The 18746-nt window shown below is 59.5% G+C and carries 18 protein-coding genes and 5 tRNA genes; 19 read left to right on the top strand and 4 right to left on the bottom strand.

The genetic code is table 11. The annotated features are described in order from the left end of the window. Nucleotides 1-12: 12 nt before the first annotated feature. The 8 genes from DXB98_RS05050 (at nucleotide 13) to typA (ending at nucleotide 4492) form a co-directional block, all read left to right on the top strand. Nucleotides 13-522, top strand: a complete 510-nt coding sequence (locus tag DXB98_RS05050; RefSeq protein WP_117743358.1) for a hypothetical protein — start codon at nucleotides 13-15, stop codon at nucleotides 520-522. 156 nt (nucleotides 523-678) lie between these two features. Then, nucleotides 679-755 (top strand) — tRNA-Ile (locus tag DXB98_RS05045). Between the two features lie 67 nt (nucleotides 756-822). Next, nucleotides 823-898, top strand: a tRNA-Ala gene (locus DXB98_RS05040). A 4-nt stretch (nucleotides 899-902) separates the two neighbouring features. Next, nucleotides 903-979 (top strand) — tRNA-Ile (locus DXB98_RS05035). Nucleotides 980-1165: 186 nt separating this feature from the next. Beyond that, nucleotides 1166-1666: a bifunctional nuclease family protein gene (locus DXB98_RS05030; RefSeq protein ID WP_117734805.1), complete on the top strand. Its 501-nt coding sequence runs from the start codon at nucleotides 1166-1168 to the stop codon at nucleotides 1664-1666. Beyond that, entirely contained in the window at nucleotides 1667-2056 is a 390-nt protein-coding gene (locus DXB98_RS05025) for a hypothetical protein (protein ID WP_117734804.1), read from the top strand. 30 nt (nucleotides 2057-2086) lie between these two features. Then, nucleotides 2087-2536 carry a hypothetical protein gene (locus tag DXB98_RS05020; RefSeq protein ID WP_117734803.1) on the top strand — a complete coding sequence of 150 codons (450 nt, stop codon included), beginning with the start codon at nucleotides 2087-2089 and terminating at the stop codon, nucleotides 2534-2536. A gap of 117 nt (nucleotides 2537-2653) precedes the next feature. Further along, nucleotides 2654-4492, top strand: a complete 1839-nt coding sequence (typA, locus tag DXB98_RS05015) for a translational GTPase TypA (protein WP_117734802.1) — start codon at nucleotides 2654-2656, stop codon at nucleotides 4490-4492. A 127-nt stretch (nucleotides 4493-4619) separates the two neighbouring features. Here the strand turns inward: typA and DXB98_RS05010 are convergent, their stop codons facing one another. Then, nucleotides 4620-5765, bottom strand: a complete 1146-nt coding sequence (locus tag DXB98_RS05010; RefSeq protein WP_117734801.1) for a polymer-forming cytoskeletal protein — start codon at nucleotides 5763-5765, stop codon at nucleotides 4620-4622. Nucleotides 5766-5871: 106 nt separating this feature from the next. Beyond that, on the bottom strand, nucleotides 5872-6561 hold the full coding sequence (locus DXB98_RS05005; protein WP_233502136.1) for a trimeric intracellular cation channel family protein: 690 nt from the start codon (nucleotides 6559-6561) through the stop codon (nucleotides 5872-5874). A 303-nt stretch (nucleotides 6562-6864) separates the two neighbouring features. Here DXB98_RS05005 and DXB98_RS05000 point away from each other — a divergent pair, with 303 nt between their 5' ends. After that, the gene (locus DXB98_RS05000) at nucleotides 6865-7872 is read left to right on the top strand and encodes a hypothetical protein (RefSeq protein WP_117743357.1); all 1008 of its coding nucleotides are present in this window, start codon (nucleotides 6865-6867) and stop codon (nucleotides 7870-7872) included. Nucleotides 7873-8032: 160 nt separating this feature from the next. On the opposite strand, the gene DXB98_RS04995 is transcribed toward DXB98_RS05000, so the two are convergent. Both DXB98_RS04995 and DXB98_RS04990 read right to left on the bottom strand, forming a co-directional pair. Continuing rightward, a tRNA-Ser gene (locus DXB98_RS04995) sits at nucleotides 8033-8123 on the bottom strand. Between the two features lie 48 nt (nucleotides 8124-8171). Beyond that, nucleotides 8172-8262 (bottom strand) — tRNA-Ser (locus tag DXB98_RS04990). Nucleotides 8263-8767: 505 nt separating this feature from the next. Between DXB98_RS04990 and rpsF the strand changes: the two genes are divergently transcribed. The 10 genes from rpsF (at nucleotide 8768) to DXB98_RS04940 (ending at nucleotide 18553) form a co-directional block, all read left to right on the top strand. Next, nucleotides 8768-9061 (top strand): 30S ribosomal protein S6, encoded by a 294-nt coding sequence (rpsF, locus tag DXB98_RS04985; protein ID WP_006235831.1) that lies wholly within the window; start codon nucleotides 8768-8770, stop codon nucleotides 9059-9061. 48 nt (nucleotides 9062-9109) lie between these two features. Then, nucleotides 9110-9562 (top strand): single-stranded DNA-binding protein, encoded by a 453-nt coding sequence (locus DXB98_RS04980; protein WP_117743356.1) that lies wholly within the window; start codon nucleotides 9110-9112, stop codon nucleotides 9560-9562. A gap of 72 nt (nucleotides 9563-9634) precedes the next feature. Further along, nucleotides 9635-9901 carry a 30S ribosomal protein S18 gene (gene rpsR, locus DXB98_RS04975; protein WP_006235829.1) on the top strand — a complete coding sequence of 89 codons (267 nt, stop codon included), beginning with the start codon at nucleotides 9635-9637 and terminating at the stop codon, nucleotides 9899-9901. A 15-nt stretch (nucleotides 9902-9916) separates the two neighbouring features. Continuing rightward, complete coding sequence (gene rplI, locus DXB98_RS04970; RefSeq protein WP_117743355.1) at nucleotides 9917-10456, top strand: 50S ribosomal protein L9; 540 nt, start codon at nucleotides 9917-9919, stop codon at nucleotides 10454-10456. Nucleotides 10457-10674: 218 nt separating this feature from the next. Further along, nucleotides 10675-12072: a replicative DNA helicase gene (gene dnaB / locus DXB98_RS04965; RefSeq protein ID WP_117743354.1), complete on the top strand. Its 1398-nt coding sequence runs from the start codon at nucleotides 10675-10677 to the stop codon at nucleotides 12070-12072. A gap of 93 nt (nucleotides 12073-12165) precedes the next feature. Continuing rightward, nucleotides 12166-13452 carry an adenylosuccinate synthase gene (locus tag DXB98_RS04960; protein WP_117743353.1) on the top strand — a complete coding sequence of 429 codons (1287 nt, stop codon included), beginning with the start codon at nucleotides 12166-12168 and terminating at the stop codon, nucleotides 13450-13452. Between the two features lie 118 nt (nucleotides 13453-13570). Then, on the top strand, nucleotides 13571-14875 hold the full coding sequence (purD, locus tag DXB98_RS04955) for a phosphoribosylamine--glycine ligase (RefSeq protein ID WP_117743352.1): 1305 nt from the start codon (nucleotides 13571-13573) through the stop codon (nucleotides 14873-14875). A gap of 21 nt (nucleotides 14876-14896) precedes the next feature. Then, nucleotides 14897-15592 carry an NUDIX domain-containing protein gene (locus DXB98_RS04950; protein WP_199406603.1) on the top strand — a complete coding sequence of 232 codons (696 nt, stop codon included), beginning with the start codon at nucleotides 14897-14899 and terminating at the stop codon, nucleotides 15590-15592. Nucleotides 15593-15795: 203 nt separating this feature from the next. Then, nucleotides 15796-17568, top strand: a complete 1773-nt coding sequence (locus DXB98_RS04945; protein WP_117743351.1) for an ABC transporter ATP-binding protein — start codon at nucleotides 15796-15798, stop codon at nucleotides 17566-17568. Between the two features lie 19 nt (nucleotides 17569-17587). Continuing rightward, nucleotides 17588-18553, top strand: a complete 966-nt coding sequence (locus DXB98_RS04940) for a hypothetical protein (protein ID WP_117743350.1) — start codon at nucleotides 17588-17590, stop codon at nucleotides 18551-18553. Nucleotides 18554-18746: the final 193 nt, after the last annotated feature.

The raw sequence follows: 18746 nt of genomic DNA, 5'->3' as shown, positions 1-18746 counted from the left end.
GAGGTTAGAGCCATGAAGAAGAGCAACTATCTGGTCCTTGCCGTTTCGGCTTTGGTTTCGATCTTCCTGCTGTACCTGTGGTACTCGCTGGGATTCAACAAGATCGACAGTCCGCTCGACTTGGTGATTTCCATCGTTTGGTGGGTGCTGATTGCCCTGTTGGTTGTTTGGATCAACAAGCTCGAGAAGACGCGCCAGCAGCGCATCAGGACGATGTATCTGGCGCCCACGGTTCTGTACAACAGCGAGACGGGCGTTCGTAGGCTGCAGGCGGGCGCGAACACTGTCGAGGCCATGCGGGAGATTCTGGAGGGTCTGGAGTATGGCTTCGATACCCAGGATCTTCCCAGCCGCGCCGAAGTCGATTTTGCCTACGTGGTAAAGACCGACGAGTACAAGCCCGCTCAGGACAAGGACTCCGAGCCCACTTGGAAAGGCTCGGTTGTAAAGATCGATCGCGCGGGCGAGAACACCGAGACCGCGTTTGACGGAATCCAACAGCTTTCTGCCGCCCTGGCGTAGATGGGGTATGGGGGCGAACCTGCGAGAGCGGGTTCGCCCTTTTTGTTGCCATTAGGGTCAATAGGATGCTTGACCTGCGAGAATACGACAGAAAAAAATTCTCAAATAATTGTTGACTCCCATCTTGCAACTAGGCTAATATATCCCTTGCGCGATGGACCTGTAGCTCAGTTGGTTAGAGCGTCCGGCTGATAACCGGGAGGTCACAAGTTCGAATCTTGTCAGGTCCACCACTTTCTTTCGCAATAAACACCCCAGCGAGAGCCGAGTCGCCGCTGGGGTGTTTATTACTGTCTCCGTGGGGGTTTAGCTCAGCTGGGAGAGCGCGGGCTTTGCAAGCCTGAGGTCAGGGGTTCGATCCCCCTAACCTCCACCATGATGGACCTGTAGCTCAGTTGGTTAGAGCGTCCGGCTGATAACCGGGAGGTCACAAGTTCGAATCTTGTCAGGTCCACCATCAAAACTGTGAAGAGCCTCGGGGCAATTGCCCCGAGGCTTTTTTCTTGCCTACTGAAAGTAGTCAAAAAAGCCCCGTCCCTAATTAACTACTTTAATTTTGTGTGCTGTGCGAAAGATTGGGTAGTATAGCTATTCAATGCGGCGAAGATGCCGTGTGTTAATCGCTACGTACCGGAGGTGTTCCATGGTTCGTGTCGACATAGAGACCATCGTCATGGCCGCCGGTCCCGTGCCATCGCTTATCGTGCTTCGCGAGCGCTGCAGCAAATCGGACTCGCCCGCGCCGCTGCGTTCCCTTTCCATTCAGACTGGTTCGTTTGAAGCTGCTGCCATCAGCCGCGGCATCGATAGCGGCCGCGCCGAGCGCCCGATTACCCATGACCTGCTGCTCGATACTGTTGGCGCCCTGGGCGCCAAACTCGAGCGCATCGAGATCGTCCGCGCCGAGCCGCCGGTGTTTTACGCGACGATCGTCGTGCTGGCCGATGGCGAGGAGCGTAAGATCGACGCCCGCCCCAGTGATGCCATTGCCCTTGCCGTGCGCAGCAATGCTCCCATGTTTGTGGAGGACGACATCATGAATCGCCTGGGCACTCTTTCTACCCACGCCGAGGAAGTCGACGACGAGCGGGAGTTCGAGAAGTTCGACGAGTTCGTCCATACGCTCTCCCCCGATGACTTCTAAATGCGGGGCGTCCAGGTTGCGGAGCGTTCGCTGATGGCCGGCGGCATGTCGGCCGAGGCGGCCGCCATCGCGCGTGAAGCCCAGATGCGCTCAGAGGCTTTTGAGGCGGCTCGCATTGCCTATGTGACGCAGGCCCGCACGCTTCGCGAGCGCCGCGGCTCGTTTATCAAGATGGTCGTCATCTCCGCCCTTGTCGCGGCAATCTGCTCGCGCCTTCGTGGTACAGTTGGTGCGCTTGGGTTTTCGATCTCTACGGGCCTGGTGATCTGGGGCGTGGTCGACGCGGTGATGCTGACCAGTCAGATCAAGGTGCTCGACAAGCGCGCGATGGATATGATGCGCGCCCGCGACGCTGCCGCCAAGATCGCCGCCGAGGCACAGGAACTGTAACGACTCCGGACTCGATGGGAAGGTCTAAAGATGGCACAGGATATGCAGGACGCCGGTAACGTCTCCGCCGAGCTCGACGCCATGGTGTGCGATCTGATTGGCGCCTTCTTGGACGACCTGGCCGCGGGCGAAAACCCTGGCGTGGTTGTGGCAATTGAGGACGCCACTTCCAACCGTTATCTTGCCGCGCTCGACGAGGATGGCGAGGAGGCATGCCTGGAGGCTGCCACCAACTTTATCTCCGAGCACAAGATGGGTCTTAAGGACGAGGGCCTGGGCCGTATCGCCCGCTATGCTATCGGCTATACCGGCTGCGTCGAGATTGACGGCGGCTATCACGACGCCCTGCTCGTGAGCTTCTTCGAAACCACGCTCGAGAGCGGTTTTTCGGCATACGTGCTGTATGAGGGCATGGGTGCCGGCGATGGTTTTATGTGGAGCGACCCTGAACCTGCAGGTGAGGAAACCCCTCTTATCTAAAATCGCTAAAATAAACGAGTTTTCGGTAAAAGGCTCAATATTCTCGCTGAGCGTTGTATCGCTGGGCGGGCCGCATACGCGTGCCGTTTGTATATGGATAGAAGATAGGGGAACTACATGCGCGTAGACAATCTGAGGAACATCGCCATCATCGCCCACGTCGACCACGGCAAGACGACGATGGTCGACAAGCTCCTGCGTGCCACGGACGCTTTCCGTGCCAACCAGCAGGTCGAGGACCGCGTCCTGGACTCGAACGACCAGGAGCGCGAGCGCGGCATTACGATTCTCGCCAAGAACATCTCTATCGAGTACAAGGACGTTAAGATCAACGTCATCGACACCCCGGGCCACGCCGACTTTGGCGGCGAGGTCGAGCGCGTGCTGCGTATGGCCGACGGCGCCCTGCTGCTGGTCGACGCTTTTGAGGGTCCCATGCCCCAGACCCGCTTCGTGCTGCGTCACGCTATCGACACCGGCCTTAAGATCATGATCGTCATCAACAAGATCGATCGTCCGGGCGCTAACCCCGAGAAGGCCTACAACGACTGCCTCGACCTTATGGCAGACCTGGGCGCTACCGACGACCAGCTCGAGTTTGCCATGGAGCACGTTATCTACGCCAGCGGCGTCAACGGCTTTGCCCGTCATGACCCTGAGGACGGCAACATGGACATGTACCCGCTGCTCGACATGATCATCGACGACATGCCCGCGCCCGAGGTTGACGAGAACGCCCCGCTGGCCATGCAGTGTGTGACCATCGACCACTCCAACTTCGTTGGCCGTATCGGCATCGGTCGCGTGTATTCCGGCGCCATCCATCAGGGCGACCAGATTCTGGTTGTGAAGAACGACGGCTCCAGCGCCACCGCTACCGTCAAGCAGCTCTTTACCTTCGACTACCTGGGCCGTACCGAGTGCCAGGAAGTCGGCGCCGGCGATATCGCCGCTGTCGTGGGTATTGACCGCACCGATATCGGCGATGTCTACACCGATCCCGAGAACCCCGTCGAGCTCGAGCCCATCGAGATCGACCCGCCGACCCTGTCCATCGTCTTTGAGGCTTCGACCTCCCCGCTCGTCGGCCGCGACGGCGACATCGTGGGCGCCCGTCAGCTTAAGGAGCGCCTGTTCAACGAGGCCGAGAACAACGTGACCATGAAGATCGAGGAGCTCGAGGACAAGAGCGGCGTCGAGGTCTCGGGCCGCGGCATCCTGCATCTGTCCGTTCTGATGGAGTCCATGCGCCGCGAGGGCTTTGAGTTCCAGGTCGGTCGTCCCCGCGTTCTGTTTAAGAAGGACGAGAACGGCAACAAGATGGAGCCTGTCGAGCAGGCCGTCGTCGAGTGCCCGGACGAGTACTCGGGCAAGGTCGTTGAGGTCTTCGGCACCTCCGGTGGCATCATGACGAGCATGGATACCTCGGGCATCGTGACGCATCTCGAGTTCAAGATCCCGACGCGTGGCATCATGGGCCTTAAGAACCGCATCATGAACGTCACCCACGGCGAGGGCGTGTTCTACCACACCTTCCTGGAGTACGGTCCCTACGCCGGCGAGATCGGCAACCGTCAGAACGGTGCCATGATCTCCATGACCACTGAGAAGGCCGTTGCCTATGCTCTGGGTACGCTGCAGGAGCGCGGCCAGCTCTTCGTTGAGCCGGGCACCGAGTGCTACGAGGGCATGATCGTGGGCGAGCGCAGCAAGGCTGGCGACATGGTCGTCAACATCGCCCGTACCAAGAACCTGGGCAACCAGCGTTCCTCGACCTCCGACATCTCCGTTCAGCTGGTGCCGCCTCGTGTCTTCTCGCTGGAGGAGGCGCTGGAGTACATCGCCGACGACGAGCTGGTCGAGATCACTCCCAAGAACATCCGCCTGCGCAAGCGTCTGCTCAACGCAACCGACCGCAAGAAGGCTGCTGTCCGCGCCGGCCAGGTCAACAAATAAGCGCCGGGCTTCATAGCTTTAAATGAAAGGGCGTCGACCGCAATGGTCGTCGCCCTTTTTGGTGCACGTGGATTGAGACGGCCTGCGCCACCACAAAGGTGCCTGTCCCCTTTGTGGTGGTTGGTGGTTAGGCGGTGGGGAGTCCCGGCGTGTTAGCCGGCTGCTGCGGCTTGAGGTGGGCGTTGCGCCAGATGATCTGGATGACGTAGCCGAGTGTGAAGACGAAGGCTACACCGCTGACAAAGTTGCCCATAAGAGGAAGTGCCGTGAGTGCGCCCGCGACGATACCGCCCACGGCGGCCATGGCGTAGCGATTCTGGTTGTGTCCGACCATGCGTGCGATCGCGGTGCCCGTAAATGCCGCCGAGACCAGGGCGATGCCGATGATGCCGCACATGAGGGCACCGGCGAGCGACAGGCCTGCAATCGAGATGATGAGCAGCACGACGGCGGGAATGACGGCAACCGTGCCCAGAAGACCGCTTACCCACAGCGGCGTGGGACGCTGATGCAGCATGCCGGCGGCGCTGGCGGTTGCGCGCGGAAAGACAAGCTCAAGCAGGATGGCGACAAAGCAGGTGGAAAGCGCCGCGGCAACGATGCCGCCGATAATGTCATTGACCGTAGAGGTGTCCTCGTTTTCGGTTCGGTCGATCTTGAGGGCTCCAACCTGGGCACCCTCTGTCCGCTCGGGATCCTGTGAGACGTGGGCGTTCACCGTGCCGGTGATGCGGGCGTTTTTGCCCAGGATGAGCTTGTCGGCCCAGACCTCAACATCGCCATCGACGGTGCCGTCAATGGTAACGGTGTCGCCGGCGAGCGCCGCCGATTTGGCAGAGCCACGCAGGGCGACCGTCTCGCCCGCCGCGTAAAAACAGTTGGCAGTACTGCCGGTGTTGAGGACGACGTGCTGGCCGGCCACCGTGACGCTGCCATCGATTGTGGTTTTGGCGATATCGATGGTACGCGCCGCCAGGCGAACGGCGCCGCCTACGGTGCAGTCGCGAATCGACAGGCTCTCGCCCGCCGCGATAATATCGCGGCCGATGGAGGCGTCGTCTAGGTTGAGGCTTTGGCCGGCCCAGTACAGGTCGCCTTCGACACCCGACGGAGTTGAGTCAACTTCGGTCGCGAGCACGTTTCCCGCGGTGTCGGTGCTGGCGAACGATGCCGTGGGGAGTGCGGTGAGCGCGAGCGCAATCAGCGCGAATAGGATAGCGATGTGACTCCGCGCTTTGCGGCGCCGGGTTGACGGTACTTGGTTGTAAGGCATAGTGAATCCTTCGTTAGATACTCGACAGGTATCTAACAGGGTACCCAATGCGCAAGCGCTCTAAAAGAACCTGCCGGTTGCATTTCGAAGGGCTGGGCCGTGCTACCTACTTTTTACGGTGCAAAAAGCGTGCGATGTCGTCTTCGGTTGGGCTTTTGATGTCAAAGCGCAGCGATAGCCAACGCAGCCCCATGGTCACGATGACGCATACGACCAGCGCCGCGACATTGCTCATGAGCCCGCTCATGACGAGGCCTACATAGCTTGTCGATCCGGCGATGGCCGCGATGGCATAAAAGTTAGTGCGTTGGAAAATGCCCGGCACCACGCCCATAAAGCCGTCGCGCAGCATGCCGCCGCCCACTGCGGTGAAGAAGCCCATCATGATGCATACGGCGGGCGCAAAGCCGTAGACCAGCGCCTTGTCCGCGCCGGTGGCCGCATAAATGCCGACCGAGATGATGTCGAGCAGGGGAATGAGCTTGTCGGGCTTATCGACGATTGCCGGGAAGATATAGATGATGGCCGCCGTGGCGATGGAGAGCGGTAACGCCATTGGTTGGTTGAGGATATACACGTTGCCGACCTGGAGCGTCATATCGCGCAAGAGACCGCCGCCCAGACCGCAGACCACTGCGAGCGCGACCGCGCCCACCAGATCGAGCTTGTGCTCGCGCGCGACCAGCACGCCCGAGATCGATGCCGCGACAACGGCGAACATCTCGAGCCAAAATGGGATAGCGACCATGGCATCCGAAGCATGTGAAGTAATGGTCATAGCGGCGGCGACGGGCAAGATGGGTCCTTTGAGTTGTAGGTTTGAACAATGCCCGTACATAGTACATGGTTGACGGCGATTGAGACCTTATTGCTCGGCAAACGGTAGGGACTGGGCGCGGGCGTGGCATTGCTGGAATGTCAGGGGTCCAAAACATGTACGTCATCCTCCAAAAACGACATTTTTCGGCATCTTTGGAGGCTGACGTACATGTTTGGATTGGGCCCACAGCATGAATGAGTTGATTTACTCACATCCGGTATATTTCCCCACTTCAACGGACATAAGAGTTGGATACCGGCTCAGAGCGAGAGGCCCTCAATGGACACCCCTGTTCTCATTTCGCATAAAACCGCATGGCTTGTCCATCATGCACCCCAGAATTTGGTTCAGTCTCTTGCGCGGCACGACTACCAGATAGGCGCACAAGGCATTTCCACCCAGCAACGTGTTGCGCGCATACGACAGGCCCTTACCGACTGCGGCATTCCGTCCGATATGCTCAAGACTATCGATATCTCGGTTGTATTCGAATTCGAGCGAATTCGCACCAAAGGCGTCATTTGCCACATGCTTGGACAAAATCTTCCCTACGAGCATATTAACGAGTTGACGCCCGGAGTCTTCATCACCGACGAAGCCTTCACCTTCGTGCTCGCTGCCGAGTGGATGAATAGGATCGAATATCTCGAATATGGCTATGAAGTTTGCGGCGATTATCGCATGAGGCTCAATCCCGCCGACCCTTATACCGAGCAACCAGCCACCACCTCCAAGGATGAAATAATCGAACTGCTCGATCGGCATCCCGGCAAACCCGGTGCCACACGTGCACGGCTCGCGCTCAGGCACATCTACGATCGCTCTGCCTCGCCTATGGAGACCGCTTCGGCAATCGCCCTCTCACTCCCAACAAGCGAAGGCGGCGTTGGCATCCGAGGTATCGAACTCAACAAACCGCTCGAGATCCCTCAACGTCTCTGGCATTGCGCCAAAGCTCGAACACTCAAAATCGATGCGCTCGTTACCTACAAGCGCAGGGAGCTCGGTATCGAATATAAGGGCGGCTTTCACGATGAGTTCGAGCGCAAAGGAGCAGATGCGGAGCGAGAGGCCGTTCTCTCCCAAATGGGATATCGAATCGTTACACTCACTTCGGCTCAATTCGACAGCCAGCTCGCCTTTCACCGCGCCATGAACAACGTTCGCGAAGCACTCGGCATGCCTCGCTGTACCGACACCGGGCACCAGCGAGAGCAAAACGAACTACGCAAGGCGCTTATCCGCAACTGGAAAGGCATGCGAGACGAAGAGGCACCTTCCGAATAGTGCCACTCCCGTGAGCTCAATCCAAACGTGTACGTCAGCCTTCAAAGATGTCGAAAAATGTCGGTTTTGGAGGGTGACGTGCATGTTTGGGGAAGCGTGGGATCGAGACGTATTTCGATAACAAAAAAGCTCCCATTGCTGGGAGCTTTCTCAACCAAAATGGCGGAGGAGGAGGGATTCGAACCCTCGTGACCTTATACAGGCCAAACGGTTTTCGAGACCGCCGCATTCAACCACTCTGCCACCCCTCCGCGTGGGGTAAAAACAAAGCAGGCTCGAAGGCCTGCTTTGGAATTAACTGGCGGAGAGTCAGGGATTTGAACCCTGGAGACGCTTTTGACGCCTACACGATTTCCAATCGTGCTCCTTCGGCCACTCGGACAACTCTCCGTTAAATGCGAAAGTTAGTATACACGAGGAATCGTAAGGTGCAAACAGAAAAGTTGGCATTTTTTAAAACGCTTGGCCGCGCTTGGCGCTGCAGTGGGGTTTGAGGTTCCGAAAAACGGCTTCCGACCAGCGTGGTTGATCACCTCAATTGTTCAAAAAAGGGTATTCATAAGCGACTTGGCAATGAATTTAAAAATCTTTGGTTGGCGTTGTGGACCACTGGTATGCATTTCGCGACCACAGCGTTGTGCCCGTTGACCTGCGGCTTGGTGTGACTTGTCCCCACGGCGCCGTATCTTGTCCACAGTTCCGTCAAGCATTTGGTCAGCATTTGGTTGGAATGTGCATGAAACGTCGTGCGAGTATGGGCATATGTGGAGGTCATGAGGTTGTAGCTGCATATTCTTGCAGCCTAGGAGGTTGAAAGATATTATTACCAAGTCTTTTCCTGCTTCAGGCGCACCTTCACGACCTGAAGCCACATTTGCCCAGAGGAGGTGACAATATGAAGGCTTATGAACTGCTGTTCTTTGTTGACCCGTCGCTCGACCCCGAGACTCGTCTCGCTGTTATGAAGCGTATCGATACCACGATCGCTGAGGGCGCTGGCAAGGTCGACTCCGTTGACGAGTGGGGCAAGCGCAAGCTCGCCTACGAGATCAACGACCTCACCGATGGTGACTACACCCTCATCAACTTCCACGCAGATCCTACCCAGATCGCCGAGCTTGATCGCGTCCTGCGCATCACCGACGCTGTGGTCCGCCACATGATCGTCCGTCGCGACGACCAGGAGTAAGACTGTCGTTTTGGACTGGGCTTGTGCCCCAAGAGGAAGTAGTGAGTTATGAGCATCAATCGAGTGAACATCACCGGTAACCTCACCCGCGATCCCGAGCTGCGCGCCACCGCCGGCGGAACCCAGGTTCTGTCCTTTGGCGTCGCTGTGAACGATCGTCGCCGCAACGCGCAGACTGGCGAGTGGGAGGACTATCCCAACTTTGTCGACTGCACTATGTTCGGCACCCGCGCCGAGGCCGTGAGCCGTTTCCTGGCAAAGGGAAACAAGGTCGCGATCGAGGGCAAGCTGCGCTACAGCTCTTGGGAGCGCGACGGCCAGCGCCGGAGCAAGCTTGAGGTCATCGTCGATGAGATCGAGTTTATGAGCTCCCGTGGTGGCCAGGGTGGCTACGATCAGGGCGGTTACGCCCCCGCAGCTCCCGCGCCCACAGCACGTCCTGCCGCACCGGTGGCTACGCCGCCCGCGGTCGACGTCTACGATGAGGACATCCCGTTCTAAGGGTTGTTCACCTATTTTTGAGTGAGAGGCGGCTTCGGTTCGCCGAAGTTGCCAAACGAAAGGTATTTTGACATGGCTAATGATTTTTCTGCACGTCAGCCGCGTCGTAAGTACTGCCAGTTCTGCAAGGAGAACACTGAGTTCATCGACTATAAGGACACTCAGCTTCTCCGTAAGTACATGACCGACCGTGGCAAGATCAAGCCCCGTCGCGTCACTGGCGCTTGCACGCAGCATCAGCATGACATCGCCAACGCCATCAAGCGCGCCCGCGAGATGGCTCTCCTGCCGTACACCGTCCCCGTGGTTTCCTCTCGTGGCAACCGCGACCGCGGCTAAGAAGGGAGACGCATCATGAAGGTTATTCTTCTCGATGAGATCAAGGGCAAGGGCGGCGAGGGTGACGTCGTAGAGGTCGCTCAGGGTTACGCTGAGAACTTCCTGTTCCCCAAGAAGCTCGCTGTTGCCGCCACCAAGGGCAACCTCAAGCAGCTCGACGAGCGTCGCAACAACATCGCCAAGCGCGAGGCCGTCCGTCTGGCTACCGCCAACGAGACCAAGGCTGCCCTTGAGGGCAAGCAGGTCACCGTTGACGTCAAGGTCGGCGACGAGGGTATCCTCTTTGGCTCCGTTACCGCCGCTATGATCGCTGACGCCATCAAGGCTCAGCTCGGTATGGACATCGACCGCAAGCGCGTCGAGCTCGGCAAGCCCATCAAGGTTGCCGGTGCCCACACCGTTGCCATCTCGCTGTACCGCGAGATCAAGGCCGAGGTTGTCGTTCTCGTCGGCGTTACCGCCGATGAGCTCGCTGCCGAGGCTGAGGTCGAGGAGGCCGCTGAGGTCGCCGAGGCCGAGACCGCCGAGGTCGAGACTGAGGCTGCTGCCGAGTAGCATTTGCTGCAACGCAACAATCTTGTTCTAAGAAGGGCGCTCTGGGAAACCGGGGCGCCCTTTTGTTTTTTGCGCTGAGTGAGTGTCATGGTGAACGTTGCGTCGAAGTCCTATATACGGGACCGTTCATCCGTTTCGTTCGGTGATGATTGGCGGCGCGCGGCGCGTTTTGGGACCGTGGCTGATACTATGGATGCGCGCAAGCGATATGAATGAGGATGCTCATGGCATATGACGAAAGGGAGACGGGAGTGACGGTCGAGGACCGCGGCTCAAAGTTGGGTCTTCCCCAAAACCAAGATGCAGAGGCTAACGTACTGGCCGCCATGCTGCTATCGCCCGAGGTGGTCGAGGAGGCCCAGGTCGAGCTGCAGCCCGATGACTTCTACCGGCCCATTCATAAGACCATCTATACCGCGATGGTCGATATGTACAACAGCCGCATTCCCATCGACTCCATCTCGCTGATCGATTACCTGCGAAGCATCAACAAGCTCGATGCCGTGGGCGGCGAGGCGTACATTTTGGAGCTGATGGGTCAGACTCTGTCGCTCGTGAACTGGCAGCACCATGCCGCCATCGTTCGCCGCGATTCGATGCTGCGTGAGTTGATCGGCGCCACCAACGAGATCAACGCGCTGGCATATAATGCCCCCACCGATACCAAAGAGGTCGTGGAGCTGGCCGAGAGCAAGCTGCTCAAGGTCACGGCGCGCGAGGTCAAGTCGAGCTACAAGACGCTGACCGAGTTTATGGTCGAGGCCTATAACGAGGCCGAGGAAGTGTGCCAGGCCGGTGGCCAGGCTGCGGGCGTGCCCACGGGTTTCCCGTCGCTCGACCGCATGCTCATGGGTTTTCGCGAGGGTCAGCTCATCATTATCGGCGCCCGTCCTGCTGTAGGTAAGACTTCGTTCGCCCTGAATCTGGCGCTCAACGCTGCCGCCGCTGGTTATACCGTCGGCTTCTTCTCGCTGGAGATGTCGGGCAAGGAAATTGCCCAGCGTCTGATCTGCGCCTACGCCATGATCTCGATCAGTGACTTCCGCATGGGCCGCATTAGCCCCGAGCAGTGGGCCAATATCAACGAGGCCACGCAGACCTTGTCTAAGCTCGATATTCTGATTGACGATACGCCCGGCACCACAGTGACCGAGATTCGCGCCAAGAGCCGCCGCATGCTCCACAACAAGGAGAAGGCCATCATCATCCTGGACTACCTGCAGCTGGTGAGTCCTCCGCCGGGACGCCGCTCCGAGAGCCGTACCGTCGAGGTCTCCGAGATGTCGCGTGGTCTGAAGATCATGGCCAAGGAGCTCAAGATCCCGCTCATCGCGCTGTCGCAGCTCTCGCGTCAGGTCGAATCCCGTACCGGCAAGCGCCCGCAGCTTTCCGACCTTCGTGAATCGGGCTCCATCGAGCAAGACGCCGATATCGTTATGTTCTTGGACCGCTCCGCCGACGAGGCCGAAGCCTCACGCGACGATCGACCCGACGAGGGCGTTACGCGTATCGTCGTGGCCAAGAACCGTTCGGGCCCGATCGGCGACGTCGACCTGATGTTCCTGCCGGCATCCACCAAGTTCTATGAGCTTGATGGGGCACATGCCGAGGAGTAGGACAGGCGCCCGTTGCACGGGTATACTGGGAATGTTTTGTGCTTCTGCGTGCCGGCGTGGCGCGTAGACAGTCCATGAATGTAAGGAGTAAACATGCCGTCAACCGTTTTGGTCGGTGCCCAGTGGGGCGATGAGGGCAAGGGTAAGATTTGCGACCTGGTCGCCGGCGACTTCGATGCCGTCGTGCGCTACTCGGGCGGCAACAACGCCGGCCACACCATCGTCGTCAACGGCAAGAAGTACGGCCTGCACCAGGTGCCCTCCGGCATCATGTATTCCGACCACGTGTCGGTGATCGGTAACGGCTGCGTCGTTAACCCCAAGGTTGTCCTTGAGGAGATCGACATGTTCGAGGCCGACGGCATCACCACCAAGAACCTCAAGATTAGCGGTAACGCGCATGTCATCATGCCGTACCACATCGATCTGGATGGCGCCTTTGAGCAGAAGCTCGGCAAGAAGAACATCGGTACCACCAAGCGCGGCATCGGTCCGTGCTATCAGGACAAGATGGCCCGCATTGGCCTGCGCATGCAGGACATGCTGGACGAGGCACTGTTCCGCGACAAGCTGGAGACCGCTCTCGCCCGCGTGAACCCCGAGCTCGAGCTCATCTACAACCTGCCCACCTACACCGTGGAGCAGATTTGCGACGAGTATCTGCCCATGGCCGAGCGCCTGCGTCCCTACATCACCGAGACGAGCCTGCTGCTCAACAACATGATCGATGAGGGTAAGGACCTGCTGTTTGAGGGCGCCCAGGCGACGCTGCTCGACATCGACCACGGCACCTATCCGTACGTGACGTCTTCCAACTGCACCGCCGGCGGCGCCATCACCGGCTCCGGCGTGGGCATGAAGAATGTCGACCGCGTGCTGGGCGTCATGAAGGCCTATATCACCCGCGTCGGTTCGGGCCCCATGCCCACCGAGCTTTCCTATGAGTCCGAGGCCGGTCACACGCTGACCGAGGAGGGCTATGAATACGGCGTGACCACCGGTCGCCGTCGTCGCTGCGGCTGGTTCGACGGCCCCATCGCCAACTACGCCTCGCGCGTCAACGGCCTCACCGATATCGCCCTGACCAAGCTCGACGTGCTTTCGGCCTTTGACACCATTAAGGTGTGCGTCGCCTACGACGTCGATGGCGAGCGCTATACGAGCGTGCCCGAGCACCAGGTGCGTTTTGAGAATGCCAAGCCCATCTACGAGGAGCTCCCTGGCTGGAAGTGCGACATCACCGGCTGCCGCAGCTTTGACGAGCTGCCGCAGGAGGCCCAGGACTACGTGGCGTTTATCGAGGATCTGGCACACACCCGCGTGACGTTTATTGGCGTTGGCGCTGGTCGCGAGCAGATCATCAACCGATTCTGGAAGTAATCGGGACCATTTGGTTATTGCGATATACCCCTTTGCAGCCCAAGTGGGCGGCCGAGGGGTATATTTGCTTGCAAAGGGCTCGCGCGGAGCGGGCCATTCATCCATAGAGGAGGCACCCTTGAAGGCGGACACTCAAACCATCGACATCCTGTTGTTGGGCAGCGGCGGCCGTGAGCATGCTTTGGCAGCTAAACTCGCAGCATCACCGCGCGCCGGCAAGCTCTACATCGCGCCGGGTAACGGCGGCACCGCGAGCTGCGGCGAGAACGTTGTTCTCGACGACTGCGATCCTGCGGCCGTGGCGGCGTTTGCGCAGAGCCACGGATGCGGACTCGTGGTAATTGGCCCCGAGGCTCCGCTCGTGGCGGGCGTGGCCGACGCCGTGCGTGCGGCGGGTATTCCGTGCTTTGGCCCGGGTGCCGAGGGCGCTCAGATGGAGGGCTCCAAGCTGTTCTCCAAGCAGCTCATGGAGCGCGCCGGTATCCCGACGGCAGCCTACGGCTCGTTTACCGACGAGGCTTCGGCTCTCGCCTACGTGCGCGAGCAGGGCGCCCCGCTGGTCGTCAAGGCCGACGGCCTTGCCGCGGGCAAGGGTGTTATCGTGGCGACCGAACTTGAGCAGGCCGAGGAGGCCGTGCGAGAGTGCTTTGGCGGCACCTTTGGCGATGCCGGCAACACCGTGGTCATCGAGGAGATGCTGACCGGCCCCGAGTGCTCGCTGCTTGCCTTTACCGACGGCAAGACCGTGCGCCCCATGGCCACCTCGCAGGACCACAAGCGCGCGCTCGAGGGCGACAAGGGCCCCAACACCGGCGGCATGGGCGTCTACAGCCCGGTGCCCATCGTGACCGACGAGGAGCACGCCACCATGGTGGCGGTCATGGAGCAGACCGTTGCCGAGCTTGCTGCCGAGGGCATTGACTACCGCGGCTGCCTGTACGGCGGCTTTATGCTCACGCCCGCCGGCCCCAAGGTGCTGGAGTTCAATGCTCGCTTTGGCGACCCCGAGACGCAGGTCGTGCTGCCGCGCCTTAAGAACGACCTGGTCGAGGTCATGCTGGCCTGCGCCAACTGCGAGCTCGACCAGATTGAGCTCGACTGGCGCGACGAGTGGGCCGTGGCCGTTGTCCTGACGAGTGCGGGCTACCCCGGCAGCTACGAGAAGGGCAAGGTCATCACCGGTATCGAGGATGCCGAGGCCATGGAGAACGTGACGGTGTACCACGCCGGCACCGCCGTGGCGGACGGCAGACTCGTGACCAACGGCGGCCGCGTGCTCGCCGTGACCGCGCTGGGCGACACGTTTGAGAATGCCCGCAACCTTGCCTACGAGGCCTGCGAGAAGATCGATTTTGAGGGTAAGACCCTGCGTCATGACATTGGCCTGCGCGCGCTGCGCGGCCGCGACGCCTGGGATGCCTAAAGTCCGAGAGGAATGAGACGGATGGACGATAAGAACGAAGAGCTCGTGGACGCGCAGATCGTCGAGGAGGACAGCCGCGTGTATGGGCACGCCGAGGGCGAGCCTGGCGGCGAGGTTGCTGACGAGCCGGTGCTGGTGCTGGGCGATGACGACCCGCACGATGCCGAGCTACACGAGAAGATTCTTTCGGAGGAGTGCGCCTGGAAGGGCAAGATCCTCGACGTCCACCGTCTTGAGGTTGAGCTGCCCAACGGCCACCGCAGCGCCCGCGACATCATTCGCCATCCGGGTGCGGCGGCCGTTGTGGCGCTGACCGAGAGCGGCAAGATTGTGCTGGTGCGTCAGTACCGCACCGCCATCGACCGCGTGACGGTCGAGATTCCCGCCGGCAAGCTCGACCCGGGCGAGGATCCGCTCGATTGCGCCAAGCGCGAACTGCACGAGGAGACGGGCTTTAGGGCCGGTCGCATTCGCTTTTTGACGTCGATTGTCACGACCTGCGGCTTCTGCGACGAGATCATTCACATCTACCTGGCCACCAAGCTCGAGTTCGACGCGCCTAATCCCGACGATGACGAGTTTGTCAACGTGGACCTGGTGCCGCTGCACGAGCTGATCGACGCCGTACTCGACGGTAAGATCGAAGACGCCAAGACCGTCGTGGGCGCACTCGCCTGCGATAGCATCGCGCATCGCCTTGGTGGAGCCGAACTGTAGCGAGCGGTTACTTTGTTGAGGCGGGGTTATGACCTCGCTGGTTTGTGTAAGTCAGCGAAAGTGCTCCATTTGAGACGAGGTGGCCTAAAAGAGGAGGGAAGCGTATGGATATACGCGACCGACGATTGAAGGCCAGATTGTCCAAATGGGGCACTTGCAGCGTCGAGACGAAACGCGGTTTGGTAAAACCGCGTAAGGTGATTATGCTGAAGCGTTTTTTGTCGTATTACAGGCCCCAGATGGGGCTTCTTGTTGCCGATACGGTTTGCGCCCTGGTGCTTGCCGCCATTGACCTGGCGTTTCCTATTATTCTGCGCAATCTGACCGGTGGGCTGTTTACCCAGGGTCAGGCTGCCATTATGCAGGCGCTCGGTATGATCGCGGTGGGCTTGGTGCTGATGTATGCCGTCCGCTGTGCCTGCCGCTACTTTGTGAGCTATTGGGGTCACGTGATGGGCGCGCGCATGGAGTCCAAGATGCGCGAGGACCTGTTTGACCAGTATGAGCGCTTTAGCTTTGCGTACTTCGACCGCAACAGCTCGGGCGACATGATGAGCCGCGTGGTCAACGACCTGTTCGATATCTGCGAGGCGGCGCATCACGTGCCCGAGTGGATCATCATCTGCGGCATCGAGATCATTGGCTCGTTTGTGATCCTCTTTACCATCGCCCCGGTGTTGGCGCTTGCCATGGCCGTGGTGACGGCGGTGTTTGCGGTCATCATGTTTTGGCAGAACATGCGTATGCGCGAGGTCTTTAGCGACAACCGCAAAAAGATCAGCGGCATCAATGCACAACTGCAGGATTCGCTGGCGGGCATGCGCGTAGTCAAGAGCTTTGCCAACGAGGAGACCGAGCGCGCCAAGTTCCGTGCCTCTAACGATGGCTACCTTTCGTCCAAAGAGAACATGTACCACGCCATGGGCGTCTATACCGCGACGTATGGCCTGCTCTCGGGCGTGCTCTACGTGATCGTGGTGCTGCTCGGCGGTTGGCTGGTGGCTCAGGGCGAGCTGCAAGCAGTCGATATGGCGACGTTTGCGCTCTACATTTCGTTGTTCTGCACGCCGCTCGAGACGCTTGTCAATTCCGCCGAGATGTATCAGAAGGCTATCGCCGGCTTTAAGCGTATGGACGAGGTGCTCTCGACCGCGCCGGATATCCAGGACAAGCCGGGCGCTACGGATCTGCAGGTGACCGCCGGCGCCGTGGAGTATCACGACGTGTGCTTTAACTACGAGGATGTTGAGCTGGGCGAGGGCGATGCCGACGAGCGTCCCGTTATCAACCATATGGACCTGTCCATCAGGCCTGGTCAGACCATCGCTTTGGTTGGCCCTTCGGGCGGTGGCAAGTCCACGACCTGTTCGCTGCTTCCGCGCTTTTATGACGTGGCTGCCGGATCCATTAGCATCGACGGCCAGGACGTGCGCGATGTGACACAGCAGAGCCTGCGTCGTGCCATCGGCCTGGTGCAACAGGATGTCTACCTGTTTGACGGAACAATCGGCGAGAACATCGCTTACGGCAAGCCGGGCGCTACAACAGAAGAGATCGCCGAAGCCGCCCGTCGCGCCAACATCGATGCCTTTATCGAGTCGCTGCCGCAGGGCTATGACACGGTCGTGGGCGAGCGCGGCGGCCGTCTTTCGGGCGGACAGAAACAGCGCGTCGCCATCGCGCGTGTGTTTCTCAAGAACCCCAAGATCCTGATCTTGGACGAGGCGACGAGTGCTTTGGATAACGAGAGCGAGGAGGCGGTGCAGGAGTCACTCGAAGAGTTGGCGCGCGGCCGCACCACGATTATCATCGCCCACCGTCTCTCGACCATTAAGCATGCTGACGAGATTGCGACCGTTGAGCATGGTCGCGTTGTGGAACGTGGCACGCACGAGGAGCTTCTCGCCCGTGGCGGCACCTATGCCCGTTACTATCGAATGCAGTTCGAAGGTGCGCGTGCGCACGAGCTCGACTGATTGATATGACAGGAAGTTTATGGCTGACAAGAACCCTTTGACTCCGGAAGAGGTGACGGAGTTATTCTCCGAAATCGATGCATCCGGCGTCTTGGATCCTACGCTTGCCAAAAAGCGTACCGAGCGCATGCGCGAGAAGGAGGCTGCAGCCAAGCGCGGTGACAAAGCGGCGCTAGCGCAGCTGCGCAGCGAGGACCGCGCGAGCCAGGCAAAACATATCGACCCGCTGTCCGAGGACGATCCTTCGGGCTCGCAGGTGAGCCATACCATTACGAAGACCGCGATGGCCGTGGTCATCGGTATTTTGGTGCTGATCGTGGGCATGCAGATCGGCTACGGCGTGATGCGCCGTCTGAATACCGCCAATCTGTCCGAGAGCGTTTCGGTCGATACCGTTTCGACGGCGCTGAAGGGCGGCCTTGAGTGGGGCAACGGCTTTACGCAGTTTCCGCTCGACTTTTCCGTCGACGAGGCCGATGAGCGTACGGGCACGGTCGAGGTAACGGTGTTGGACACATCGTCTGCCAACGAGCTCGAACTGCTGTCCAACGGGCAGATTCAGGCCGCGGCACTCGCGACCAACGCGCTGCTCAACGATAAGATTGACCGCGTGGTGTATAACGTGCACGCCTATATCGACGAAGATAGCAACATTCAGCACGATTCCTTCTTTGGCATGTTTCCCGCCCAGGGCCACCAGAGCGCCATTCTGACGTTCGTGTGGACCAAGAGCTCATCCAACGCCACGAGTATCGACTGGAAGATGCGCATCGTGAGTATGGATGACACCATCGCCGAGCGCATTCAGAAGCAGGTGAACTCGGTGTCGTCGTTGATTGAGGACCCGGTGGTGAGCCAGACCAAGATTGACGAGGAAAAGGCCGAACGTGACCTGGAACATCGTCTGCATGGTCGCGAGATTTTCCGCGGCGGCAAGCCCGATCGCTCACCGTCCGATCTGCTGGAACAGGACAAGAAAAAGTAGGAGGCCATCATCCCGCGTGAGCCACAAGCCCACGCGGGATGATTTTTCTGGGTAGTCTTTTTGGGACGGGGCTATTTTAGCTACCCCGGCCGTCAATCAGACAAAACGCTAGCGCTAGCAGCCGAGGCAGCTAAAATAGCCCCGTCCCAAAAAGACTACCCGATGGCGGTTGTGAATCATTATGCATGGGGAG

The sequence above is a fragment of the Collinsella sp. OM07-12 genome (assembly GCF_003438275.1).
In the GTDB taxonomy this organism is placed as follows: domain Bacteria; phylum Actinomycetota; class Coriobacteriia; order Coriobacteriales; family Coriobacteriaceae; genus Collinsella.
Note: the sequence above shows the minus strand (reverse complement) of the source record. Positions and strands in the feature narration are given on the sequence as shown.

Coding starts and splice junctions, on each gene's coding strand:
- DXB98_RS04980 (WP_117743356.1), top strand. CDS start 9,110: ATGAGCATCAATCGAGTGAACATCACCGGTAACCTCACCCGCGATCCC.
- DXB98_RS05025 (WP_117734804.1), top strand. CDS start 1,667: ATGCGGGGCGTCCAGGTTGCGGAGCGTTCGCTGATGGCCGGCGGCATG.
- DXB98_RS05050 (WP_117743358.1), top strand. CDS start 13: ATGAAGAAGAGCAACTATCTGGTCCTTGCCGTTTCGGCTTTGGTTTCG.
- DXB98_RS04950 (WP_199406603.1), top strand. CDS start 14,897: ATGGACGATAAGAACGAAGAGCTCGTGGACGCGCAGATCGTCGAGGAG.
- rpsF (WP_006235831.1), top strand. CDS start 8,768: ATGAAGGCTTATGAACTGCTGTTCTTTGTTGACCCGTCGCTCGACCCC.
- DXB98_RS04940 (WP_117743350.1), top strand. CDS start 17,588: ATGGCTGACAAGAACCCTTTGACTCCGGAAGAGGTGACGGAGTTATTC.
- dnaB (WP_117743354.1), top strand. CDS start 10,675: ATGCTCATGGCATATGACGAAAGGGAGACGGGAGTGACGGTCGAGGAC.
- DXB98_RS04960 (WP_117743353.1), top strand. CDS start 12,166: ATGCCGTCAACCGTTTTGGTCGGTGCCCAGTGGGGCGATGAGGGCAAG.
- rpsR (WP_006235829.1), top strand. CDS start 9,635: ATGGCTAATGATTTTTCTGCACGTCAGCCGCGTCGTAAGTACTGCCAG.
- rplI (WP_117743355.1), top strand. CDS start 9,917: ATGAAGGTTATTCTTCTCGATGAGATCAAGGGCAAGGGCGGCGAGGGT.
- DXB98_RS05010 (WP_117734801.1), bottom strand. CDS start 5,765: ATGCCTTACAACCAAGTACCGTCAACCCGGCGCCGCAAAGCGCGGAGT.
- DXB98_RS04945 (WP_117743351.1), top strand. CDS start 15,796: ATGCTGAAGCGTTTTTTGTCGTATTACAGGCCCCAGATGGGGCTTCTT.
- DXB98_RS05020 (WP_117734803.1), top strand. CDS start 2,087: ATGGCACAGGATATGCAGGACGCCGGTAACGTCTCCGCCGAGCTCGAC.
- DXB98_RS05000 (WP_117743357.1), top strand. CDS start 6,865: ATGGACACCCCTGTTCTCATTTCGCATAAAACCGCATGGCTTGTCCAT.
- DXB98_RS05030 (WP_117734805.1), top strand. CDS start 1,166: ATGGTTCGTGTCGACATAGAGACCATCGTCATGGCCGCCGGTCCCGTG.
- typA (WP_117734802.1), top strand. CDS start 2,654: ATGCGCGTAGACAATCTGAGGAACATCGCCATCATCGCCCACGTCGAC.